The following is a 20,968-nucleotide window of genomic DNA, read 5'->3' as shown; positions in this document are numbered from 1 at the left end:
CTGTTTTGTCCGCACAGCAGTCATTAGCTCGATTTCGGCGAACGTCTGGTGTTGGTAAAACCTGCCGTTGAAGTTTTGACCTGTTTATAGGTCCAGAGCCTGAATCGCAGCGCCGTTCACATCCCCATCAACGCCCTATGAATTGCCACCATCGCCCAGGTATCACGAGTGCAATAATCCACTAAATCCGCATAAACCTTGTCACGCTTCGAAGCTTCTGGATTGGTCAGCGTAACTTCCTTCCAAAGCCGGGATGCACTTGCCCCTTCCTGAATATCAAGGTCGTCGTACGCAAGCTCCGGGACCAGAACTGGTAGAACCTTCTTGATCGAAGCACTGCCCATGAACGCCGGATCGGTGATGGTTTCGTCCGAAAACGGCTTCATGAGGTCGATCACACGCTCGTTCAAATCGCTTAGAAAGGCCGCATATTCCGGAAAAGATGCTGCCATCTCAGTATTGCGGCTCTTCTCGAAGGGCTCGTACCATACCAACACGGAGCCCACGTCGCCGACATCCGCTCGAAGTCTTTCGAGAAGCGCTGGCATCGGATTGCTCTTATCGCGATGCAAGTATTCTCTATGCTCAATATCACCGCCGAGTTCATGTTGAATATGCAGGGAATACTGGAACGGTACTTGCTGATACGGACGTGTGCCATCCCAAGGGGGAAGCAGGCTTTGTGATGTCTCGTAGTCGAAGTAATAAACCGGATAAACAATCTCGCCTAAGAAGCGATCTAATGCATCCTTGTCAACGGCGCGGCCACCTCGGGCCCGCGCACTCAAATAACGCTGGGTCGATTTGCCCAAGACAGAAGGATCATCAACAGCATCGATCGAAGTGATCCCTGCCTCGATCAAAGCTGAGGCTTGTTTCGCGTTGATGAACGGAAGACGATGGATGCTGTCTGGCTCTAAAGTTGGATCAAGCTTCTCGCGAATTTCAAGCCATTCGTCGTAGGATTTCAGGCGTGCCCGTTCTGGGGCTGGATCAGGCATGGTGTCACTGCGGGCCGCTCTTAAAGCCTGGTCTATCCACGCCCGCGTGTTTTCGATCTGATTATCAACCGCTTCAGTGATGTCGGTAATGGCGACCAGTTCCTTTGGATCAATCTGGCCAGCTCTGACGTAGTCGCGATTCACAAGTGCAACCTCGCAGCGCGAGATAGGCAAACCAGCTCCCTCGAGAACAACACGCTGAAAGGCTAGATCAAAGGTGTGTTCTGGTTTGGCTGAAGTACTGCTCTTTATCTCAGTCAGGACGTAGCTGTCGCCATCCCGACTGACAATGTCGGTGATACACGTGATTGGGCCAACCTCATACCGGCCCTGTGCAACTGCTTGCACCCCTTCTTGCCAAGTTTCAGACGTGCGAGATGTCAGAGATCGATAGCCCGCAAAATCCGAAAAACCGAGGCGAATAAGGTCAGGAAAGAGTGCCTCAGCATAAGGTTCGAATGCGTGCCCCTCGTCAAAGCGGGCTTGAAGAGCGGCGTCCACCGGCGGAAGGAGATGCTTGGCATGCTTCTTAATCCAGAGCCAGGCAGGATGCTTTAGAAACAGCATGTAGTCTGACTTGGAAATTTGCATGTCAATCACCCGTATCCGCTGACGTTGAAAGAACATCCTTGGTCGGCGTCGGCAAACCAAACCCCGATCAGTTCGCGATCGAAACTTGCCGGTAAATGGTCCAATTACCCCAAGCCGAGTCAATCGTGCGGACGCGTCAATATCTGAACACTATAATGGTGTCACACGCCTAATTTTGCCAAGTCTTGTCGAGTCTCTTTGGAGCAAATCGGTCCGGATATCGCCAACGATACGGAATTTCTCGCCAAAGTTCTGACACATAGAGAAAATACCGTCGTTCAGTGAAAGGGAGCGGTGATGCTGCATTATGCATCAGGAACACCAGAAAATGACGATTTCCAGGTGGTTGAAAACCAACTGGCCCGTCAGCGCTTGTTCTCTGTGCATCCCAATCACTTTAAGCCTCTTCTCCGTTGGGTTGACGACCTTCAGGAAGGTATATTTTCTTTCGAAGATCAGTTAACCCGAACGCCGAGCTTGAGCGGTAAGCTCGCTCGCGCGGACGCCCGAATGCGCCAGGAACTGTCGGAACACGGACGTGACCCAAAGTCGTGGATAACTTATGAGGAGGCGCTTCGCGGCCTGAGCAATCGCCTGGGCCCCGGTTATCCTAGGCGCATCATACTCGACTCAGGAGCTTTCACCGATTGGCAAAAGGGCCGTCGAAGCGCTGTCGAGACAGTTGTTCGCTCCTACTCCGACTTTCTTGAGCGCGCAGCCCACCTGTTCGACGAAATTTACCTGATCAACCTCGACGTGATACCGGGTGAAAAAGGAAAACCTGCCACCGAAACCGAAACAACTGAAGCGATAGCACAGTCGGACGCGAACTTCGCGAAACTGACCTCCGAGTTCGATGTGCCGGTCCTTCCTGTCTTTCATCAGGACGAGACGTTTTCGCGCCTGAACGAAGTTGTCGCCATGGCAGACGGCTATATCTGCCTTTCCCCAAAAAACGACTATGCTCAGAGCAAGCGCGAGGATTGGACGCTTTTTCACAATACAGCTGTACCGGGCGTCCGGTGCCACGGGCTCGCTACGACCGGGAACCGTATGATGAGTATCGCCGGGCTTTTCTCAGGCGATTCCACCTCTTGGCGAACGCACAGCGGGAACGGTGACATTGATGTTCGATGGGACGAACCACGTGTCTCGGATCAGTTTGGCGCACCACCGCTCACACCATACTATCGCAAGGCTCATGTTGCCATTGAACGCAACGAGTTCGACGGCAAACGAACGCTACCGAACAACAAGAACCACCTGACCGAGCTTGGGGAACACGAGCAAGCCCATGTTTTGCAGCGTGCCGAACAGTATCTACCATTTCCAATGGTTCAACTTGACCGTCGGGCCATGAGCCTGGTGAGTTTAGGAGAAATTCAGTCAGTAGCGGAGGACGCGCATGCGCTTGCCGCCTGATTTTACTGATCTCCTGAAGACGGCGAAGAAGTTCACGGGTCCATTCGCTCAGGCTGCGCCATGGCAACGCTATGTCATCCTTTCCAATGGCAATCTTTACGCTTCAAACAACCGTCAAATCGTTGAGATTAAGTGCGGCTTAGAAGGTAAAGCAGTGTTCACGACTAGAACAATCGACCTGCTCAGGACCTTTCAGGACCCGCCCGTTAACATCGAAGTTGGTGACGAGATTAGGTTCGGTTGGGAAAATGATCGATATCTTAGCGTCAAGAATGAATATGATCATCAGGACGTTATCGGACATTTTGTCCGGCTGCTAGACGACTGGCACCGTAGCGAAGGTGCATCGACGTTCGATCTTGGCCATCCCGGTCGCGCCATCGCGATCGCCGAGGGTCCACGGATCGTTGACGGCAAACTCGCTCCTCGCAACGGTTTCTTCTATTGCAGTAACGGCACTCCCACATCGCGGCTCATCGAAGGCGATTCCGATCTCCGGCTTGATGATCTTTTTCAGATCAAGAGGAAGGAGCTTGAGGCAACTCGTAAGGCAAACGAGCGGAAACGAGACCGGCTTCTTGACGAGCAAGTTCGCATCGAACGAGAGCTCGCGCGGATTGAAAAAGAAATCGCCGCTGATGATCACAAGTTATGCACGTTTGAAGATACGCTGGATAAGTTTCGCCGAGGCGATGAGCTCGATGAAGCGGAAAAGGAAAGCCTGCAACCGTCGTGCGAGACTCTGATCAACAGAAAAGAGAGTTCGGAGCAGAAAGAAGCCGCCGAAGAATTGCCGAAGTTGCCAAAGACCTTAGAGGGTTGGGAGCAGTGCAGCGAACGAAACGACGGCGAATATGTCTACGTCACGTACCGTCAGAAACTACCGGAACCGACGGTACGCAAGCTAATCCGTCAGCGGATTGAGAATGTCGTTGGGACGGTCTTTTCACCCGACTTTCCACGGGACGCGCTTGTCCCTGCATGGAAGAGCCTCACTGCAATTGAACCGAGAGCGGGGCCAGGATGATCAGTTCTGAACATGACCTCTGGCAACTGTTTGGCGGTGAAGCGCCGAATTTGCCCGGGAAAACAGAACTCACGTTTGCTGAGGTTCACGACAAAACCACAAAACTTGACGTTGGGGCAAAGAAGCGAAGTGCCCTGCTACGCCTCCGGTTCAGCGTCAAGGCCAAGGACAGATTCTACCGACTCCGCTCCTTAGATGTCGAGGCAGTGGTCGATCAAGCACGTCTTTATGCAACGGCGCGAAGGATCGGCGATCCAGCGCTAAAGGTCGCCTATCTTGGTTCTTGCAACGAAGTGCCCGATGCCGACATGTCCGAATATGAAGAGCCCTGCGGTGCAAAAGCAACCAAAGTTGGCGATTGTTCCGACAAGCCGAGGTCCTCGACTAAGAATGACTCCGTAGACAAGATCGTCACAAGCTACTTCGCGGCCCTGACTTCTGAGAAATTCGAGTGGCGCGGGAAGACGTATGAACCGCGTGACGTTTGGGTGAGTCCTGGAATCGTGCGCGGCTACACCTGTCCCGCGGGCTGCGGCGGGTGCTGCCCACGCTTCTCGCTCGACTACATTCCGCCTGACTACGTCCCTACCGGGCATCCTCTGAGCAAGCGCGTCGTCGATTTTGACGGTCGGAAGGTCGAACTATGGTCCGACTTACAGGACGATCACAATGGTCATAAGTGCCGCAACCTAAACCTTGAAGATGGCCGCTGCCTAATACACGGCTCGCAACCATTTTCATGTGACTTCGAGCTGCTGCGCTCGATCATGCACAAAAAGAAGGCACCGCGAGCCGATTTCACGCAGAAGCTCTACGGACGTGGCTGGGCAATGCTGCGAGTGGACGGCGAACGTGGAGCACTTTGCGAAATGACTGAACCATCCTCAGAGACCGTGGCGGATGTGGATCGCCGCCTCTCCCGCTTAGAGACATGGATGCGGCATTTTGGATTGAACCCCTCTCGCGTCCGCAAGGTACGCGATGCCTTGCCTAAGATCGCTGAAACAGGACATGGAATCTGGATCACTGACAAAGACGAACAGTCACGTCTTGAAGGCTAAGAAACCGTGCCTTTGAGAAACGCTAGCCCGGTGCATAAAGATGCATGATTGATCCCGAACAAGTCCTCATTTGAAAACCGGTTGACCGTTTTCGCCACCACAGCGCACCTTTACGAAAAACACCAACGCACGCCCTGCTCTACCGCTCCTTAGTACAGTCCAGCGAGAGTACTGACCTGAATGCTTTGAGGCGTCAGATACTGCGACGCAAATGCTGCGCAAATCAACCCAATGCCTAGATCACCATGGCCATTGGCGTTCCGCGATTGACTGATTATCGTATTGCCTGCCGCCGTCGTCTGAGTGGTGAACGAGGCTAGATCCTCCTCTATCTCCCGCCTCAGAGGCAGGTCGTGAGCGAATTTCAATTCCCCTGACGCAAAAAGCACAGCGAGATTTTCGATCATCAGCGTTTTGGACGCGTTCACATACCGCCCTTTGCGGGACCAGTCAGCACCTCCCGTCATCTGAACTGCCGAGTGCGGAACATTCTGATCTGCCAAAAGGTCGCTCACCACTCTACCCAAGCTCGTGCCATCGATCACCAGTTCGGATTTCCCGCCAAAAGGCGGCGCATTTCTAAGCTTGATCAGGTGATCGACAACCGAAACATAAGAAACACCACGAAACTTGTCGGCGAAAACCACGGTGCGCTCGCGCAGCCCAAGTGTGACGCGGTTGCCGTCGCCAATCGGTATCTGTTGATCCTTGAGAACGCATACTGAGCTAAAATCATGGGCCTGCCCGAGATCGACGCCAATCCAATATTTGACAAATCCGGTCACGACGGGGATCGCCGGGTCTTGCCCGGTCTTGTTCACGACGTCTCCGTTTGGAAGATAGATCAGATTCAGATCCTCGGGCATATAGCTGCCTCCGTCGCGCTGGTGGCATTCTCGATAGCGGCGATGTCGAAGTAGCCATGGCCGTCGCTCAAGAATTCGCAGAGCACCTCCTGGCGAAAACGGGTAGCAGACAATTGCGTGCGAAGACGTTCGACACGCGGCGCAAGGCGCGGGATCGACGTACCGGGCACCTTGATGCGATGCACGTTGTCCTTAGGATCCAGGAACAGGCTGGCGAACAGATTACCTTTGCCTGATGGGGTACTTGCGTAGAAGGTCTGTCCGTCGTCCTTGAGCATAGGCAATAGGGCAACGACGACGTCTTCTCCACCATTAGCTCCAGGGAGGTACGCCATTTCGTCGACCAGAAGCAGATTTGCTGTGTAGCCCCTGATCGTTGCGCCGGATGCAGGCAAAGCAATGAACCGCCCGCCATTGCTGCATTCGATCTCCGTCTGTGTCGCCCGCTCTACCACGAGATCCGTCGCCCGGAGGTATAGTTGCACTTTACGAGTGATCTCCCGCGTCTGACGTTCTGCGGGCGCAAGACAAATAGTTGTGCCACCACGTTCGAGCTCACGGACGCCCCGCGTTGCCAAGACACAGGACTTTCCGGCTTGTCGACAAACGAGCAAGGCGACCGTTTGTGCCGTCGACGAAAGGGCCTCGACCTGCCAAGGGTCCGGCTCGGCGTTGCCAATTTCCTGTCGCAGGAAATGGGTCAATTTTGCCGCCGGGTCGAGGTCACGTTCAAGTCCGCGGCACCAGTTATGAAAACTGTCAAACGGCATGCTCTCTCCTCTGATAGAGAGCGCGCGAATTGATTACATTGAGTTGAGTGCAGCAACGGTTGCAGTCGCAGGCCGAGACATGCCCGCGAGCACGATGCTTGCCCGTGATATTGAGATCGCCGCCCGCGTCACGCTTCACCCGTTCCGAAGACGGAAGCTCTACCCACTCTGTCGAACCAGCTTTGGATGCAGCAAAGCGGCTATATCTATGCTTACCACCGAAGTCGCGATGACGGGTCACAGAACGGCCTCGTCTTTGGTAACGCTTAGGACGTGGTGGCGCATGTGACGAAGGAGAGGTTCGCGCGCAGCAGGCACCTCCTCACAAACACTTTGCAGAATGCCGCGCAGCGTGACCCACTCTTTGCTTTCCGCGAGCGTCACGTTGACGGTGAGGTTTTGTGCCAACTTGCCCTGCACCTGCGCGATGTCACGCAAGACGCGCCGCAATCCTTCCATCGCGGACAGCGCAAATGCGTCATCCTCGTTCTGCTCCGCCTTGGAGATCAGACGTTCCACGCGCTTGGCCAAGGACTCATAAGTCATGGCGACATCCAAGCGATCCTGATTAACGATCTCGGTGTCCGCTTCGATCCGCTGGATGCGCTCTCGTGCCAAAATCTCCCGGCGCATCTCTTCGGTAATTTTATCATCCCGATACCGCTGAACCGTCGAGTAATTGCAGCCGATCCGACGCGCAATGTCGGACAGCGACCGGCGACTGAGCACAATATCCTTGATGATCTCGTTCCGGTCCGGACGCATGTCGATGATGGCACGCCGGCCAGAATTTTTATTGCCACCGCGCATGATCAGGTTTTTCCCAGTGCGTTGGTTTCATCGCTTTCGTTGGGGCGATACATTTCCAGCGCGTCGTCAAGATATCTGAGAACATATCCGTGACTATCGATCACAAACCCAACAAACAAACCCCGGTCCCGCTGCCTTCCGCTCTGCGACGCAATTTCAAGATTGAATTCTTTAAGTTCAGAAGACATGGCGGTATCACCAAATGTGGTTCGCTCCGGCCAGAGTTTGTCGTCGAGTGGCCCGCGACAGCGAACACGCGACCAATACTCGGTCAGCAACCGAATTAACCGCATTTGACGCTTTGACGGTCGCGGTGAAATCGCTCCCGTCGGACTCACTTTTACGGATTGGGGAAGAATACATGTGTCCTCGTTTACAGGGAGACCGCGCGCCATCACCCAGTGGGCAACAACTTGCAGCAGTGCCCTATCTTCATGTTTCATTTGCATTTGCCGCGCGCTCCAACATTTCGAATTTGGTCCGGGCATGATCCGGAAGATCGTCCAGCGTCGTGAACGTCTTTATGCGGTAACCGTCTTGTTCTGCTTGCAATCTGCGCGAGACGTATCCTGACGCAGTGTTTTGATCCGACCGTAGCCATCTGACACGTTCAAGTTCGTCGTCAAAGGTGACGATGACCGATTGAATTGGCGCGATCGCTTTGCCGGTTAAGAGGTCACGCGGTTCTTCATTATCGCGCAATACGAATAGCGGGATGTCTTCGGCCTGCGCTTGTGCTTTCGCTTCTGCATATCTGCGCGGGTCTCGTGCCTCTTCACGGGTAAGGTAAACACCCGGTTCATCTGCGTGTTGTTGCAGGGAGTCCTTCGCATCTGACGATGCGCGTTTGGCATCCTTGATTTGATCGAGAAGCCGCGAATTATGCTCATGGAGGCCGTCCATTCGCGTATTCTGATCAGTCACAATGCCGCTGAGTGTTTCAACCTGGGCGGTGAGAGTGTCGACCTGTTTAATAAGGGCCTGCAGAGCGGCCACTGAATCGTCAGGCATAATCGCCTCCTATCTTTCCAAAAAAACGAACGCGACGCCTCTTGACGTCGCGCTCATCTGGATTGAACAGATAGGAGCAATGCGTCGGCGTTGCTCAAACACAATCGGTGCCGTCCCGGGTGTGCTGCAACCAAAGAAAAAGGTACTGCCGAGCCTTGTAAACAAGTGGTTTTAACTGCCCAACACTGACGTTGGCTTGTAGGGTTTCGAGGGGATTTCGCGCACTTGTTGCAAGCCATGTTGTAGAGACGAAGATGGTTTCGACTAACCGCTTGGTTGGAAAGCGAACCAGTCACACGCGGCGGTCGATTTAGCATCAATTAGTCTGGGAAATATTGCCCGAAATGATGGGGCGCGTTTCGACCAGGCGGAGAATTCTGGGAGAGATAAGCACCGATCAGTATACGTTCCCACGGAACGTCCCACGCTTCCCATGCAACGGTTACTTCCGTGGGAGGTGCAAACCACTTTTTCTTAAGATCAACCCACGCTTCCCAGGGAAGCCACACTGCTCTTGAAAAACCACTTTGAAATTGGAGTAGCGTTGCAACGCGCATCGGCGACAACGAGCCAGAATGCTTTCTTGAAAACCACCGTGGGAACGGGGCTAACGTGGGAAAATCGACCAACCGATTGAACTGCGAGCAAAAAATCGTCCCACGGAAAGTTTCACCACCATGGGACGCCCCTGGGAGTTCACCGCGCCACCGTGGGTTTAGAATGGAATGTCGTCGTCCTTCACGATGGCGCCCTTCTCTTTTAAATACTGCAACACCGCATCCGCATCTCCGCCATTCGGATCAATATCGTTGACCGTTTCGGGATCGGCAATCGGGAACGCCGCCCAATCACCGCAGTCAGGATACTGCGTACCTGTAACCTTCGACACGAGGCGGCGAAACTCAGCCAGCGATGGAAGCTGCACGCCTGAACGGTCCGTCCGCTTGATCACGAAAGGCGTCAGAATACCGTCAGGCGTTTGCCTATAATCGACCCGCTCGATGTGGATACAGTTCGCGTCTGTTTCACCACCAAATTTGTCACGCACCTGGTTGGCGAACCGACGGGGTGCATCCATCCGTGAGGAACCCCGGGAATACACCTCCCGCGCAAGCGTCGCGGTCGAGATGCGACCATCACCGCGTAGGTCGTCGGGGCAGTAGCCATTCTGTGCAATGTCATCCATGAGAGCGACCACAGGATCAGACGTGATCTTGTCCGACGCCTTCGCCGCCGTCACCCACGGGGCACGGATCAGGTTTTGGTCGACATCATACTCGAGAAGGTAGCGCAAAACCGCGCCGGGATCATTGCGGATCAGATCGTAATACGGTTCCCAAAATCTGAAACTCTCCTGCCTGGTTTCGTCGCCGAACATTGTGGGCACTTCCACAACGGTCCAACGGCGGTCGTCGAAGTCGACATGCACTGCCTGATCTTCGTTGGTGGTCGCGATCACGCGGTGGACATTCTTGCCTTCGAACGATGCGAGATACTTTTGCTCGTAGGTCCAAGTATCCGCCTCGACCAGTGCTTTTGACGCCGAAGCCAATTTGCGCGAACCCGCGAAGAAGGATTCTTCAGCGAGAATGAACGTCGCCCCGAACATGGAACGGTTGAACTGAGAAAGAAGACGATCCGATTGTGCGAACTCGGCGATCTGCTCTTTGCGTAGTATTGTGCGCATTGCCTTGCCGAGGAATGACTTTCCTCCACCTTGTCCGCCTCGCAGAGCGAGCGCTGTGCCTGGATGTTTCGACCATGGGCGTTGTACCGCGTCGGCAAGGAACGTCATTATCCAATGGGCAAGAGCATCATCACCAGAGCAAAGGATGTCTCGAATGTATTGCACCCAAAGAGACGCGTCGCCGGTTGTGGGTTCGACTTTCCACCCTTGGAAGATGTTGTACCCGTCACCGTCATAGTCGGGCGCTTCGATCACATACCCATCGTACTCGCGACGGTCAGGATCATCGAGCCAGAGGTCCGATACCTCTTTGCCGCGCAGTTTGTAAGGTCGCAGTTTGAGTTGGAAGGCGGAAAGGGAAAACGGCTGCTCTTTAACCGTATTCAATACCTCAACCGACCCATCAACGAACATGAGCGCCCATTCTGAATTGATGCGCTCGACCACGTCGAATGCCAAGTCGGCGACCTCCCCCTGTGGCAACTTCTGCACCTGACCGATGACGGTAGCCAATCGCTTCTCGTTTTTGATTGATCCTTTGGTTGTGAAGCCGTTTGAAGGGTTCGCCCATTCTTCATTTATGGATCGAATGATCTCGTCTACTTCATCGTCGTCAGCCCCGCGCGCCCGCGCCGACGCTCCGCAATGGTAGAGGTAGCTGTTGCGCCCCTCTACACCGCGCCCGCTCGTTGGACGTTTGAAACCGCCTGCGTAGCTTTTCTTTTCTCTCCGCTTGGCCTGGCGCTTCGGTGTTTTGGTCAGAGCAGCAATAGAGACAGATGCCATGTGCGCCTCTCGGACGAAACACTGCTGCTCAACGGCCTCCCAGTCGACTCCAATTTCGGTGCCATATTTGGTTGTCGAGTTGCAGTGATGAACGATGGATGCCGCCTGCCATGCCAAGACGGGACGATCATTCCCGAATTGAGGTAGGTTCATCTGGGAGCCATTGCCATCCGTTTGCTTAGGGAAAGTCTCGGTTGCGAATTCGAGCAACTCAGAGGACAAAACCGTATCCCGTTTGGCGGCTAAATATCTGCGCATAACTTCCGCATCGACCCAATCCTTGGTAAAGGCGATGATATGGACGCCGCCAGATTTGGACCGAGCAACCAAGCACGGATCGCGCCAAGCTTTAAAGAAATCGAGCAACTTTTCTTCGGTTTCGAAGCACGGATAGACATCGATGTCGATCGCACCCCATTTCACTTTGCCGTCACGCAGCGGTGACAGCCCTAGCGGTGCGACACCATCGAGATGTTGTCGCCAAAGCTTTTCCGACACTTCGCGTTTCACAGTGCGATAGTCAGGGACCATCTTTCCGTCTTCTTCGCGTACCTTGAGTGTCGCAGGGTTGAACGTCAGGTACCGCTCCTGGTTGCCTGCAAACAGTTTTTCGTAAGCCATTGCATTCTCTCTTCTGCAAGAGAGCGATGGCGATCTCCTAAATCCATGGTTTTGGCATGTCTCGAAAACCGCTATAATTTGGCTATTCCAAATACTTCGTGACACGCTTGACCGGAGCGAGGAGTCCGCCCTCGCTCCGATTATTTCACTTCATGCGACCGCGCCCATTCGAGCACAGCATCACGATCATATCTCAGGGTCCGTTCGGTGATTGACAGGTACGGAGGCCCCATCCCTTTTTTGCGCCACTCGAAAACAATGTCCTTGCCCACGCCCAGAAATTCCGCGCACTCAGGAGTGTTCATGAGTTTTGGGCCGACACCGATGCGAACCAATTGATCTGAAATTTGGCCTATCTTTTCGCGCAAGGCGCGCAATTCGTTCGAGAGTTCAGTCTCTGTCAAGGGTTTCATCCTTTCAGAATGAAGCCGTTGACCGTGTGCTTATGCCTTCGCGCTCAGGATCGCATTTGCTTAGGGCCCATTCGCGGGCGATAATCCTGACTCTGCATCACGGCCTCATCTCACGGAAGGACGCGTGCGAGATGGGGCATGTTATGTGTTAACGACTATGCGCCGCTTTTGATCCGATCAAGTACGAAATCAGGTGTTAGACCGCACTCCGCAATGATGCACTCGGCGATCTTGTTCGCGTCTTGATGGTTGGCCGAACCTTGATCGTAAATGTCCTGCACGCTCTTTGGGGTATCGCCACGCAACTCATTTATGATGTAGTCGGGCAACCGAGCACGGCGTGCTGCGGTCGTAAACAGGCGGCGGCAATCGTGTTGACGCAAGACTTTGACCTCTTTCGCCTTCCTCCCCTTCCCCACAGTCTTCGTGAAGGCCATCAGCTGGTGAATGTGCCCGGTGCGTGACTCTGCCGGGAACACATACCCCTCGCGGTGCGGAAGGCTCGTCAGCGCCTCGATCAGAACGTCTGCGACGGGAAATGTTCGAGTCAGGCCGTTCTTCATTTCGTTGAGTGTGATGGTCTTGCGCTCCAAGTCGACCTGATCCCATGTCAGCGTGCGCGTGTTGAGGGACCTAAAGCCGGTGAACAACATCGTCAGCCATGCGGTTCGATGGACAAGGCTACGTCGCCCCATGATGAGGTCGAGCGCGGGCCACGTCTCCTGCGGGTCGAACAGCACATGACTCGCGGGTTTGTGCTTCTCCATGACCTTCAGGTCGGCGGACACATCGAAGCAACGCCGCAAGGTGGATGCCCGACGGAACGCCATGCGGATGATTTGGGCCAAGTGCAGCGCAGTCGATGGCGTCTTGCCTTTGATCGCGTTCTCGAGCATCGGCAGCGTAATCCGTTCAACAGGTTTGTCGAACAGGTCGGCGAGATGGTTTCTGATCTGGAGGCGGTAGTTGTCCTTGGTCTCGGGTTTCGCCGACGACCGGGCAATGTGGGACTCGAACGCGTCCATTAGCGTCACGACCTGCGTCGCAGCGGCATCCGTTCCGGCTTCGAGGGCGGCGATTTTCTCCCGCGCGATGTCCATCGCCGCGTCACCGTTGGCGATTTCAGGCCAACGCCCAACCGTGATCGAGCGAACCTTGCCATTGATCCGTTTCGACATGACCCATGTCTTGGTCTGTGCGCCGACGGCAAGGCGCAAACCTTGGAAGGCATCGCCGTCGTGACGATAGAAGGTCGTGTCACAAGTCGATGGTTTGATTGACTTAATCTTTGGGCGTGAACGTAGATTGGCGTAATTGGGCATATCGGGGCTCTGCAACAGTTTCTGCAACATTCGTTCCTGACGTAATACGACCTAACCCACCAAGCGCCCAACCGGAGATTGAGGTGGAACGTTATTTTTCTATGTTTTGCAGTGGTTTACCCGATCAAACCCGCTCAACCACAACTCATGGTTGTTCTCTGTTAATCAATTGGTCGTAGGTTCGATCCCTACCGCCGGAGCCATTCTCTCTAGTTCTACGGACCTAAGCTGTCAGTGCGTTTTCGAAATCTGCGCGCAGATTGCGTTTAAGCACCTTTCCCGTCGCGTTCAGCGGCAGTGCATCCACAAAGACCACCTTGTCCGGCACCTGCCATTTGGCAATCTTACCGTCAAAAAACGCCAACAGCTCATCTTCACTCGGGTCTTGGCCTTCAGCCTTGACCGCAACAAGTAAAGGGCGTTCATCCCATTTCGGGTGGGGAACGCCAATGACGGCAGCCGTAGCCAGTTTGGGATGAGCCACGGCGATGTTTTCCAGCTCAACCGAACTGATCCACTCGCCACCCGACTTGATGATGTCTTTGGATCGGTCCCGAATGGTCATGTAACCGTCTGGGTCCAGCGTGGCGACATCGCCAGTAGCAAACCAACCATCCTGCAGCAGATCATCATCCTGCATCTGGAAATAGTTATCCAAAACCCAATGGCCGCGCACCATCAGGTCACCTTGCGTTTCTCCATCATTTGGAAGTTCGTTCCCGTCATCGTCCACGATCTTCAGTTCGACCCCATAACACGGGCGTCCTTGGCTTTCGCGCAGCTTGTGTTGTTCTTCGATTGGCAGGTCACCATGCTTTGCCAAGGGGTAATTCGCGGTTCCAAGCGGGCTCATTTCGCTCATGCCCCAAGCATGAACCGTGTCCACGCCATAGGTTTCGCGGAATGTCTCAATCATCGACGGTGGGCACGCGGCGCCGCCGATCACAGTACGTTCAAGGCTGTCTAACTTGCTGCCCGATTTCTGTGCATAGGCCAACAAGCCCTGCCAGATCGTCGGAACCCCCATTGCAAGCGTGACACCATAAGCGTCGATCAGCTTGACTAATGCTTCACCATGCAGATCCGGCCCAGGCAGAACCATGCGAGACCCCGACATGGCGCAAGCATAGGGTGAGCCCCACGCGTTCACATGGAACATCGGCACTACAGGCATGACCACATCCATCGCCGAATACCCGATCACGTCGCGCGTGTTTGAACCAAAGCTATGCAGCACAGTCGAGCGATGGGAATAAAGCACCCCTTTGGGGTTTCCGGTCGTGCCAGAGGTGTAACACAGGCTGGATGCGGTGTTTTCGTCAAAACTCGGCCATTCGAAGCCCGCATCACCTGTCTCGATCAGCTCGTCATAAAACTGAACACCGGGGACTTGGGCAATCACATCCTCGTTTCGCGGTCCCATCAGAACAAAGTGTTCGACCTCGGTCAGATGATCCTTCAACGCCGCGACCAGAGGAATAAAGGTCGCGTCGAAGAACAGCGCACGGTCCTGCGCGTGGTTGATGATGTAAGTCAGCTGTTCAGGGAAAAGGCGGGGGTTGATCGTATGACAGACAAACCCGGCACCAGAGGTTCCATAATAGATTTCAAGATGCCGACGATTGTTCCATGCCAGTGTACCGATCCGCGCTTGAGGCTCTAGCCCCAGTGCCGTCAGCGCCGACGCCAGCTTGCGCGCGTTCTTGGACACTTGTGACCAGTTGCTTTCGGTCACCGACCCGTCTGTCTCGACCGAGATGATCTCGGTTTGGCCGTGGTACCGATCCGCGTGCACAATGAGCGACGAGATCAGCAGCGGCTGCGTCATCATTTGTCCTAGCATGGACATCCTCCCTTTATTGATACCGCTTCTTGTCGGCGGCACCACATATTAGCTCGGCCAGTTGAAAGACCAAGTGATTGGGAAAACCCTGCCAAGCAATCCGTTGCCTTACAACAAGTTTATGCGCCCGCACGGCGGCAAGCAGAGGGTTACTCAGCCCGGTGTCGCAACGCGTATTCGACCAAAGCGGCAGTCGAACCGTCTTTTCCAGCGGTGTCTTCCTCTCCGTCCACGATCGGACCCAGCGAAGTCGCAAGCTCTTTACCCAGTTCGACACCCCATTGATCGAACGAGTTGATACCCAGCAGAACACCTTCGACAAAGACGCGGTGTTCATAAAGCGCAATGATCTGACCCAGTACAAATGGTGTAAGCTGCGGATAGATCAACGTGGTCGACGGACGATTACCGGGAAAGACACGGTGGCGCGCCTGACGTTCTAGCTCGGCCCCGTCCAGCCCCTTGGCGGCCATCCGGTTTCGCGCCTCCTCTAAGGATCGACCTCGCATTAACGCCTCGGATTGCGCCAGACAGTTGGACAGCAACAAGCGATGATGATGGGCCAATTCAGGCTCGTGCCCTTGGGCTGCGACCATGAACTCGCACGGGATCACGTCGGTGCCTTGGTGGATCAGTTGGTAAAAGGCATGCTGACCGTTGGTTCCGGGTTCCCCCCAGACCACAGGCCCCGATGGTACATCCAAGGTTGAACCATCCATCGCGACGGATTTGCCGTTCGACTCCATCTCAAGCTGTTGGAAATAGGCGGGCAGACGCAGAAGACGTTGATCGTAGGGCAAAACCGCTCGGCTGGCGTGCCCCAGAATTTGCCGATGCCAGATGCCCACAAGGGCCAGCATAACAGGCATATTCTCGATCCAATCGGCGGCTCGGAAATGAACGTCCATCGACCGAGCGCCGCGCAGGAATGCATCAAACGCGTTCGATCCCACGGCGATCATCACCGGCAAGCCCACCGGCCCCCAAACCGAGTATCGCCCGCCGACCCAATCGGCAAACCCGAACACGCGCTCTTCGGGAATGCCAAAGGCCCGGGTTTTGTCCATGGCGCTTGAGACGGCAGCGAATTGGCGTGCCGGATCGCCGCCCCCCTCGGACATCCAAGCCCGTGCCGTGCGGGCATTGGTCATGGTTTCGATCGTTGTGAAGGTTTTCGAGGCCACAATCACCAGAGTACGCGTCGGGTCCAGCTGGCGCAGAATATCTGCGATATGCGCCCCATCCACATTGGATACATAGTGTAGCCGAGGGCCGTCGTGATACGGCGACAGCGCATGCGTCGCCATCACCGGTCCCAAATCGGACCCGCCAATGCCGATATTCACCACATCTGTAAAACTGCCCCCTGCCCCAGCACAGGTTCCCCCACGCACTTCTTCCGCAAAGACCCGCATTCGTTGCAGAGTGTCCAGAACGTCGGGCATGACATCCAGCCCGTCGACCTCGACCGGGCCACCGTCGAGGTTACGCAGCGCTGTATGCAAAACCGCACGGCCTTCGGTTTCGTTGATCTTAGCGCCCGAGAACATGGCATCACGACGATCAGCCAGATTCGATTGGTCGCAAAGACCGATCAGAGCTGTGCGAATATCGGCGTCAATCTGGGTCTTGGAATAGTCGAACAACAAATCACCGGTCGAGGCTGAAAACGCCTGCGCCCGGTCGGGGTGCAGATCGAACAGCTGCAGAATGGTCTTACTGTCGTCCGACAGGCTCTTGAGATCATCCAGTTTCATCGTCTCACTCCGCCCAATGAACTGTCATACCGCTGAGAACAGCACCAATCGGTGCCTCTTCCGGTGGCAAGGCCATCGCCTTGTTCAAAGCGTCACGCTTGGCCGCGCCGAAAATAACCAGATGCTTGGACAGCGCTCCGTCCAGTACGGGTGCCGTCAGCGAAATGCGTGCCTCGGGCTGGGTCTGTGTACGCGCAACGGCCAGCGGCGGTGCGTGACTGTCCAAGGCAGCGGCAAGCCCCTCCATCCCCGGAAACAGCGAGGCAGTGTGCATGTCCTCGCCCATGCCCAGAACCAGGACAGACAAGGGCAGAACCGGGGAGATAAGGCTTTCGATCTCGGGCAGAACTGCGTCCGGGTCTTTACCGTCGACATACAGGGGAACATATTGCGCGACCGAAGCGCGATTTGTCAGCAAGCGTTGACGGATCAGTCGTTCATTCGAACGCTCGCTGTCACCGGGGACGCAGCGTTCATCGGTGGGCAGGATGCGAACGCGGTCCCACTCCAGATCAGCGGCGCACAATCCGTCAAAGATCGGCCCCGGCGTGGTGCCGCCGGGCACCGCGAACGAGACCATGTCATGGTGCAGCAAGGCGGCCTCAAGCTCTCCGGCCAACGCGTTGGCAACGTCGATAGCCAGCATGTCCCGGTCGGGGTATTCCTGAATTTTCATGGGTTTATTCCTTGCCAGCGGCGACCGTCTCGTTTCATCAGCAGCTCGGCGTCGCCCGGACCTGTGCTGCCACTATCATATGGTTTCGGCACATCGCCGCGCGCCTGCCAACCTGCAATAACCGGATCGGTCCACGCCCATGCGGCCTCGACCTCATCGCCGCGCATGAACAGGGTCTGGTTGCCGCGTATGACGTCCATCACCAACCGCTCATACGCGTCGGGTGGGTCCTGATTTTCCGGCCCCAATGCCTCGGCAAAACTCATGTCCAGCGGCACGTCGACCAAACGCATACCGCCCGGCCCCGGCTCTTTGATCGTCACCTTCAAGGTAATGCCTTCGTTTGGTTGCAACCGGATTGACAAGACATTCGCGTGCCGGCCGGCGTCAGCGCCAAAGATCGAGTGCGGCGCGTCCTTGAACATTACGTTGATCACCGAAGACCGCGCGACCAACCGCTTGCCGGTGCGCAAATAGAATGGAGTGCCCGCCCATCGCCAATTGCTGACATGCGCCTTCAGCGCCACATAGCTTTCCGTGGTCGAGCGCGGATTGCCTACGATTTGGCGATACCCGGTATCTTCATCCTCGAACTGGCCGCGAACGATATGGTGCGGCTCGACCGGGTCCAGAGCGCGGATTACCTTGAGTTTTTCGTCCCGCACGGCGTCGGGGTCAAACTTCGCCGGAGGCTCCATCGCGATTAGGCACAACAGCTGCATGAGGTGGTTCTGCATCATGTCACGCATCGCACCCGCGCGCTCGTAATACTCTTCGCGCCCGTCAATCCCGACGGACTCGGCCACCGTTATCTGGATGTGATCGACATATTGACTGTTCCAGAGCGGTTCGAACAGCATGTTTCCAAAGCGCACGGCCATCAGGTTCTGGACCGTCTCTTTTCCAAGGTAGTGATCGATCCGGTAAATCTGTTTTTCCGAGAAATAAGCGGCCAAAGTCGCGTTCAGCGCCTGAGCACTGGCCAGATCATGGCCAAAAGGCTTTTCCACCACGATCCGCGTCAATGGTGAAATCAGGTCATGAGCCTCGATCCTCTCAGCCAAGGGTCCGAACAAGTTTGGCCCTACTGAAAAGTAGAACGCCCGGACCCGATCGGGTTGGAGCTTGTCCGCCAATTGCGCCCACCCATCCTTTGACGAACCGTCAAGCGCGACATAATCGATACGCTGTAAAAATGCCTCCAACGCAGGACCGTTTTTGCACTGCTTTGCAGCGAATTTCAAAAGCGATTCGCGGACGACTTTACGAAACGAAACGCTGTCATAATTGGTCCGCGCAGCCCCGATGAGTTGCGCGCCCTCGGCCCATTGCCCGGCGTAAAACCGGCGAAACAGCGCCGGCAGGATCTTGCGCTGCGCAAGATCACCGGTTCCGCCAAATATGACCAGGTCGAACGGATCAACAGGGATAACACGAGAAACCATGTGTTTTCCTTACCTTGCCCTCTGGGTTATGTCCAATGTTAGCGCAACCATCGAGGCCATTATCCTCATCTTCAAAACTTTGTCAGGTCGTTGATGTCGCACTTAACGAACCCATATCAAACAGCTAATTCAGTGACATGACTTCAAAGAACCGGATACCGGAATGAAAGACAACGCCCCAAGCAGCGCCAATATCGGCAAATTTCAAGACAAGTTGGTAACGGCGGACGGGCAAACCCGTGCGACGGTGGCGTTGAAGAACCCCGAAACGTTGTGGTTCAACACTGGTACCTTGTGCAACATCGAATGCCAGAACTGCTATATCCTCAGCAGCCCGACCAATGACGCGCTGGTCTATATCACTGCTGACGACGTGCGCGACTATCTGGACCAGATCGAGCAGCGAAACTGGCCCATACGCGAGATCGGCTTTACCGGCGGCGAGCCGTTCATGAACCCCGAGATGATCGACATGACCCGCGCCGCTCTTGAACGCGGTTATGAGGTTTTGATTCTGACCAATGCGATGGTGCCAATGATGCGCCGGAAGATGCGCGACGGACTGCTGGCGTTGCAGCAGGATTATGGGGATAAGCTGACCCTTCGGATTTCCGTCGACCACTACAACCCTGCCCTGCATGATGAGGAGCGCGGCAAAGGCAGCTTTGCCAAGACTGTAACCGGAATGGAGTGGTTGCGCGACAACGGGTTTCAGATGGCAGTTGCCGGTCGTACCGTGTGGGGCGACAGTGATGCTGACAGCCGGACCGGATTTGCGTCATTCTTCCAGCAACACGGTTTTGACATTGACGCGCAGAACCCGGCTCAAACCGTTCTGTTCCCCGAAATGGATGAAACCATCGAAGTACCCGAGATCACAACAGCTTGTTGGGGCATTCTGGACAAATCCCCCGAAGCCGTCATGTGTTCAAATGCGCGGATGGTCGTGAAACGCAAAGGCGCGGAAAAGCCCGCGGTTCTGGCCTGCACCTTGTTGGCGTATGAGCCCGAGTTCGAAATGGGGTCCACTCTGGCCGAAGCCGAAGCGGACGTGCATCTGAACCATCCTCATTGCGCCAAGTTTTGCGTGTTGGGTGGTGCGAGCTGTTCAGGCTAGTTCAGTTCAGGAGACTTCCAGTATTTTGTTCCCGAAGCCCCTGCGGACACGCGCCAGCCTTTTTTACTGAGCACAAAGAATGACCGCCCATCGGTAAAACGCAGGGTGTCGCCCTCTTTTTCGTAGCCGTGCATGGCTTCGGCTTCTGCAGTTGCATCGTATCCTTGGTCGATAAACTTGTCCAAATCTGCCTGAGTTTCGAACAGGATCACATATTTCGTTTCAAATCCGCCAATGCCAAGCGCAGCTCCTACACCGCCCGTGCCCATGTTCATGTAGGTGTGCTCGCCCGTTTCTTTCGAAACGGCCACCCCACGCCCGTAACCTGCGGCAACCGGGAATACAGTGATTTTACGGGAATCAAACACAGCATACCCTGCGCTAACGTCATATAGCGCCTGAGCCTGTGGGTTTTCGACCATGAGCTGGTTCAAGATCTGGCTGGCCATAGCGTCTAACTTGGCACGCGTTTCTTCCGGTGTGGCCTCGTTTGACAAAAGTTCAGTGGTCGAATCTACGGTATCACCGACAGCATCGACACCTTTGCCGACAGTTTGCCCGACCTTTTCCGCGCCTTTTTTTAGGTTTCCCATTATGCCGTCCGCCAAAACCGGACTGCCCAACATGGTCGCGACTGCGATCACGAAACTTAACCTGTTCATCTGCTCCTCCTCGAACGGTCACTCTTTAGAACAGATCATAAGCAAACACGCTTCAAAATCTACGATCCATGCCCGACAAG

At 55.1% G+C, this 20,968-nt stretch carries 18 protein-coding genes; 4 read left to right on the top strand and 14 right to left on the bottom strand.

The features are described from left to right. Window positions 1–116: 116 nt before the first annotated feature. Window positions 117–1,592 carry a DUF2779 domain-containing protein gene (locus AC2FF7_RS05905; RefSeq protein ID WP_496905350.1) on the bottom strand — a complete coding sequence of 492 codons (1,476 nt, stop codon included), beginning with the start codon at window positions 1,590–1,592 and terminating at the stop codon, window positions 117–119. A 297-nt stretch (window positions 1,593–1,889) separates the two neighbouring features. Here AC2FF7_RS05905 and AC2FF7_RS05900 point away from each other — a divergent pair, with 297 nt between their 5' ends. Genes AC2FF7_RS05900 through AC2FF7_RS05890 form a run of 3 tightly spaced genes read left to right on the top strand, consistent with a single transcriptional unit; the run spans window position 1,890 to window position 5,102 of the window. Further along, entirely contained in the window at window positions 1,890–3,014 is a 1,125-nt protein-coding gene (locus AC2FF7_RS05900) for a hypothetical protein (protein ID WP_496905349.1), read from the top strand. After that, window positions 2,998–4,041: a hypothetical protein gene (locus AC2FF7_RS05895; protein ID WP_496905348.1), complete on the top strand. Its 1,044-nt coding sequence runs from the start codon at window positions 2,998–3,000 to the stop codon at window positions 4,039–4,041. The genes AC2FF7_RS05900 and AC2FF7_RS05895 overlap by 17 nt, the downstream gene beginning before the upstream one ends. Then, a complete protein-coding gene (locus AC2FF7_RS05890) occupies window positions 4,038–5,102 on the top strand; it encodes a hypothetical protein (RefSeq protein ID WP_496905347.1) in 1,065 nt (354 codons plus the stop codon). The genes AC2FF7_RS05895 and AC2FF7_RS05890 overlap by 4 nt, the downstream gene beginning before the upstream one ends. Before the next feature lie 149 nt (window positions 5,103–5,251). Here the strand turns inward: AC2FF7_RS05890 and AC2FF7_RS05885 are convergent, their stop codons facing one another. The 12 genes from AC2FF7_RS05885 to zwf all read right to left on the bottom strand — a co-directional run bounded on the left by AC2FF7_RS05885 (window position 5,252) and on the right by zwf (window position 19,109). Then, window positions 5,252–5,968 carry a hypothetical protein gene (locus AC2FF7_RS05885; RefSeq protein WP_496905346.1) on the bottom strand — a complete coding sequence of 239 codons (717 nt, stop codon included), beginning with the start codon at window positions 5,966–5,968 and terminating at the stop codon, window positions 5,252–5,254. After that, window positions 5,953–6,738: a terminase large subunit domain-containing protein gene (locus AC2FF7_RS05880; RefSeq protein ID WP_496905345.1), complete on the bottom strand. Its 786-nt coding sequence runs from the start codon at window positions 6,736–6,738 to the stop codon at window positions 5,953–5,955. Before AC2FF7_RS05880 ends, AC2FF7_RS05885 begins: the two co-directional genes overlap by 16 nt. A 237-nt stretch (window positions 6,739–6,975) precedes the next feature. Further along, window positions 6,976–7,548, bottom strand: a complete 573-nt coding sequence (locus AC2FF7_RS05875) for a hypothetical protein (RefSeq protein WP_496905344.1) — start codon at window positions 7,546–7,548, stop codon at window positions 6,976–6,978. A gap of 2 nt (window positions 7,549–7,550) precedes the next feature. Beyond that, entirely contained in the window at window positions 7,551–7,991 is a 441-nt protein-coding gene (locus AC2FF7_RS05870; RefSeq protein WP_496905343.1) for a hypothetical protein, read from the bottom strand. Beyond that, window positions 7,981–8,559: a hypothetical protein gene (locus tag AC2FF7_RS05865; RefSeq protein ID WP_496905342.1), complete on the bottom strand. Its 579-nt coding sequence runs from the start codon at window positions 8,557–8,559 to the stop codon at window positions 7,981–7,983. Before AC2FF7_RS05865 ends, AC2FF7_RS05870 begins: the two co-directional genes overlap by 11 nt. Window positions 8,560–9,274: 715 nt before the next feature. Then, window positions 9,275–11,653, bottom strand: a complete 2,379-nt coding sequence (locus AC2FF7_RS05860; protein WP_496905341.1) for a DUF5906 domain-containing protein — start codon at window positions 11,651–11,653, stop codon at window positions 9,275–9,277. Window positions 11,654–11,793: 140 nt separating this feature from the next. Then, window positions 11,794–12,057 (bottom strand): helix-turn-helix transcriptional regulator, encoded by a 264-nt coding sequence (locus tag AC2FF7_RS05855; protein ID WP_496905340.1) that lies wholly within the window; start codon window positions 12,055–12,057, stop codon window positions 11,794–11,796. A gap of 164 nt (window positions 12,058–12,221) precedes the next feature. Further along, complete coding sequence (locus AC2FF7_RS05850) at window positions 12,222–13,418, bottom strand: tyrosine-type recombinase/integrase (RefSeq protein ID WP_496905339.1); 1,197 nt, start codon at window positions 13,416–13,418, stop codon at window positions 12,222–12,224. A 193-nt stretch (window positions 13,419–13,611) separates the two neighbouring features. Further along, on the bottom strand, window positions 13,612–15,231 hold the full coding sequence (locus tag AC2FF7_RS05845; protein ID WP_480865641.1) for a long-chain-fatty-acid--CoA ligase: 1,620 nt from the start codon (window positions 15,229–15,231) through the stop codon (window positions 13,612–13,614). A 149-nt stretch (window positions 15,232–15,380) separates the two neighbouring features. Continuing rightward, on the bottom strand, window positions 15,381–16,988 hold the full coding sequence (pgi, locus tag AC2FF7_RS05840) for a glucose-6-phosphate isomerase (protein WP_480865642.1): 1,608 nt from the start codon (window positions 16,986–16,988) through the stop codon (window positions 15,381–15,383). Window positions 16,989–16,992: 4 nt separating this feature from the next. After that, a complete protein-coding gene (gene pgl, locus AC2FF7_RS05835; protein WP_170354309.1) occupies window positions 16,993–17,664 on the bottom strand; it encodes a 6-phosphogluconolactonase in 672 nt (223 codons plus the stop codon). Then, entirely contained in the window at window positions 17,661–19,109 is a 1,449-nt protein-coding gene (zwf, locus tag AC2FF7_RS05830) for a glucose-6-phosphate dehydrogenase (RefSeq protein WP_480865644.1), read from the bottom strand. Before zwf ends, pgl begins: the two co-directional genes overlap by 4 nt. Window positions 19,110–19,272: 163 nt before the next feature. On the opposite strand from zwf, the gene AC2FF7_RS05825 reads away from it, so the two are divergent. Continuing rightward, a complete protein-coding gene (locus AC2FF7_RS05825; RefSeq protein ID WP_480865645.1) occupies window positions 19,273–20,226 on the top strand; it encodes a radical SAM protein in 954 nt (317 codons plus the stop codon). Here the strand turns inward: AC2FF7_RS05825 and AC2FF7_RS05820 are convergent. Further along, window positions 20,223–20,888 (bottom strand): lipid-binding SYLF domain-containing protein, encoded by a 666-nt coding sequence (locus tag AC2FF7_RS05820; protein WP_170354312.1) that lies wholly within the window; start codon window positions 20,886–20,888, stop codon window positions 20,223–20,225. The two genes, AC2FF7_RS05825 and AC2FF7_RS05820, sit on opposite strands and share 4 nt — an antisense overlap. Window positions 20,889–20,968 lie beyond the last annotated feature (80 nt).

The sequence above is a fragment of the Ruegeria sp. YTSC325 genome, from assembly GCF_059609525.1.
This window is presented reverse-complemented; position numbering and strand designations above follow the sequence as displayed.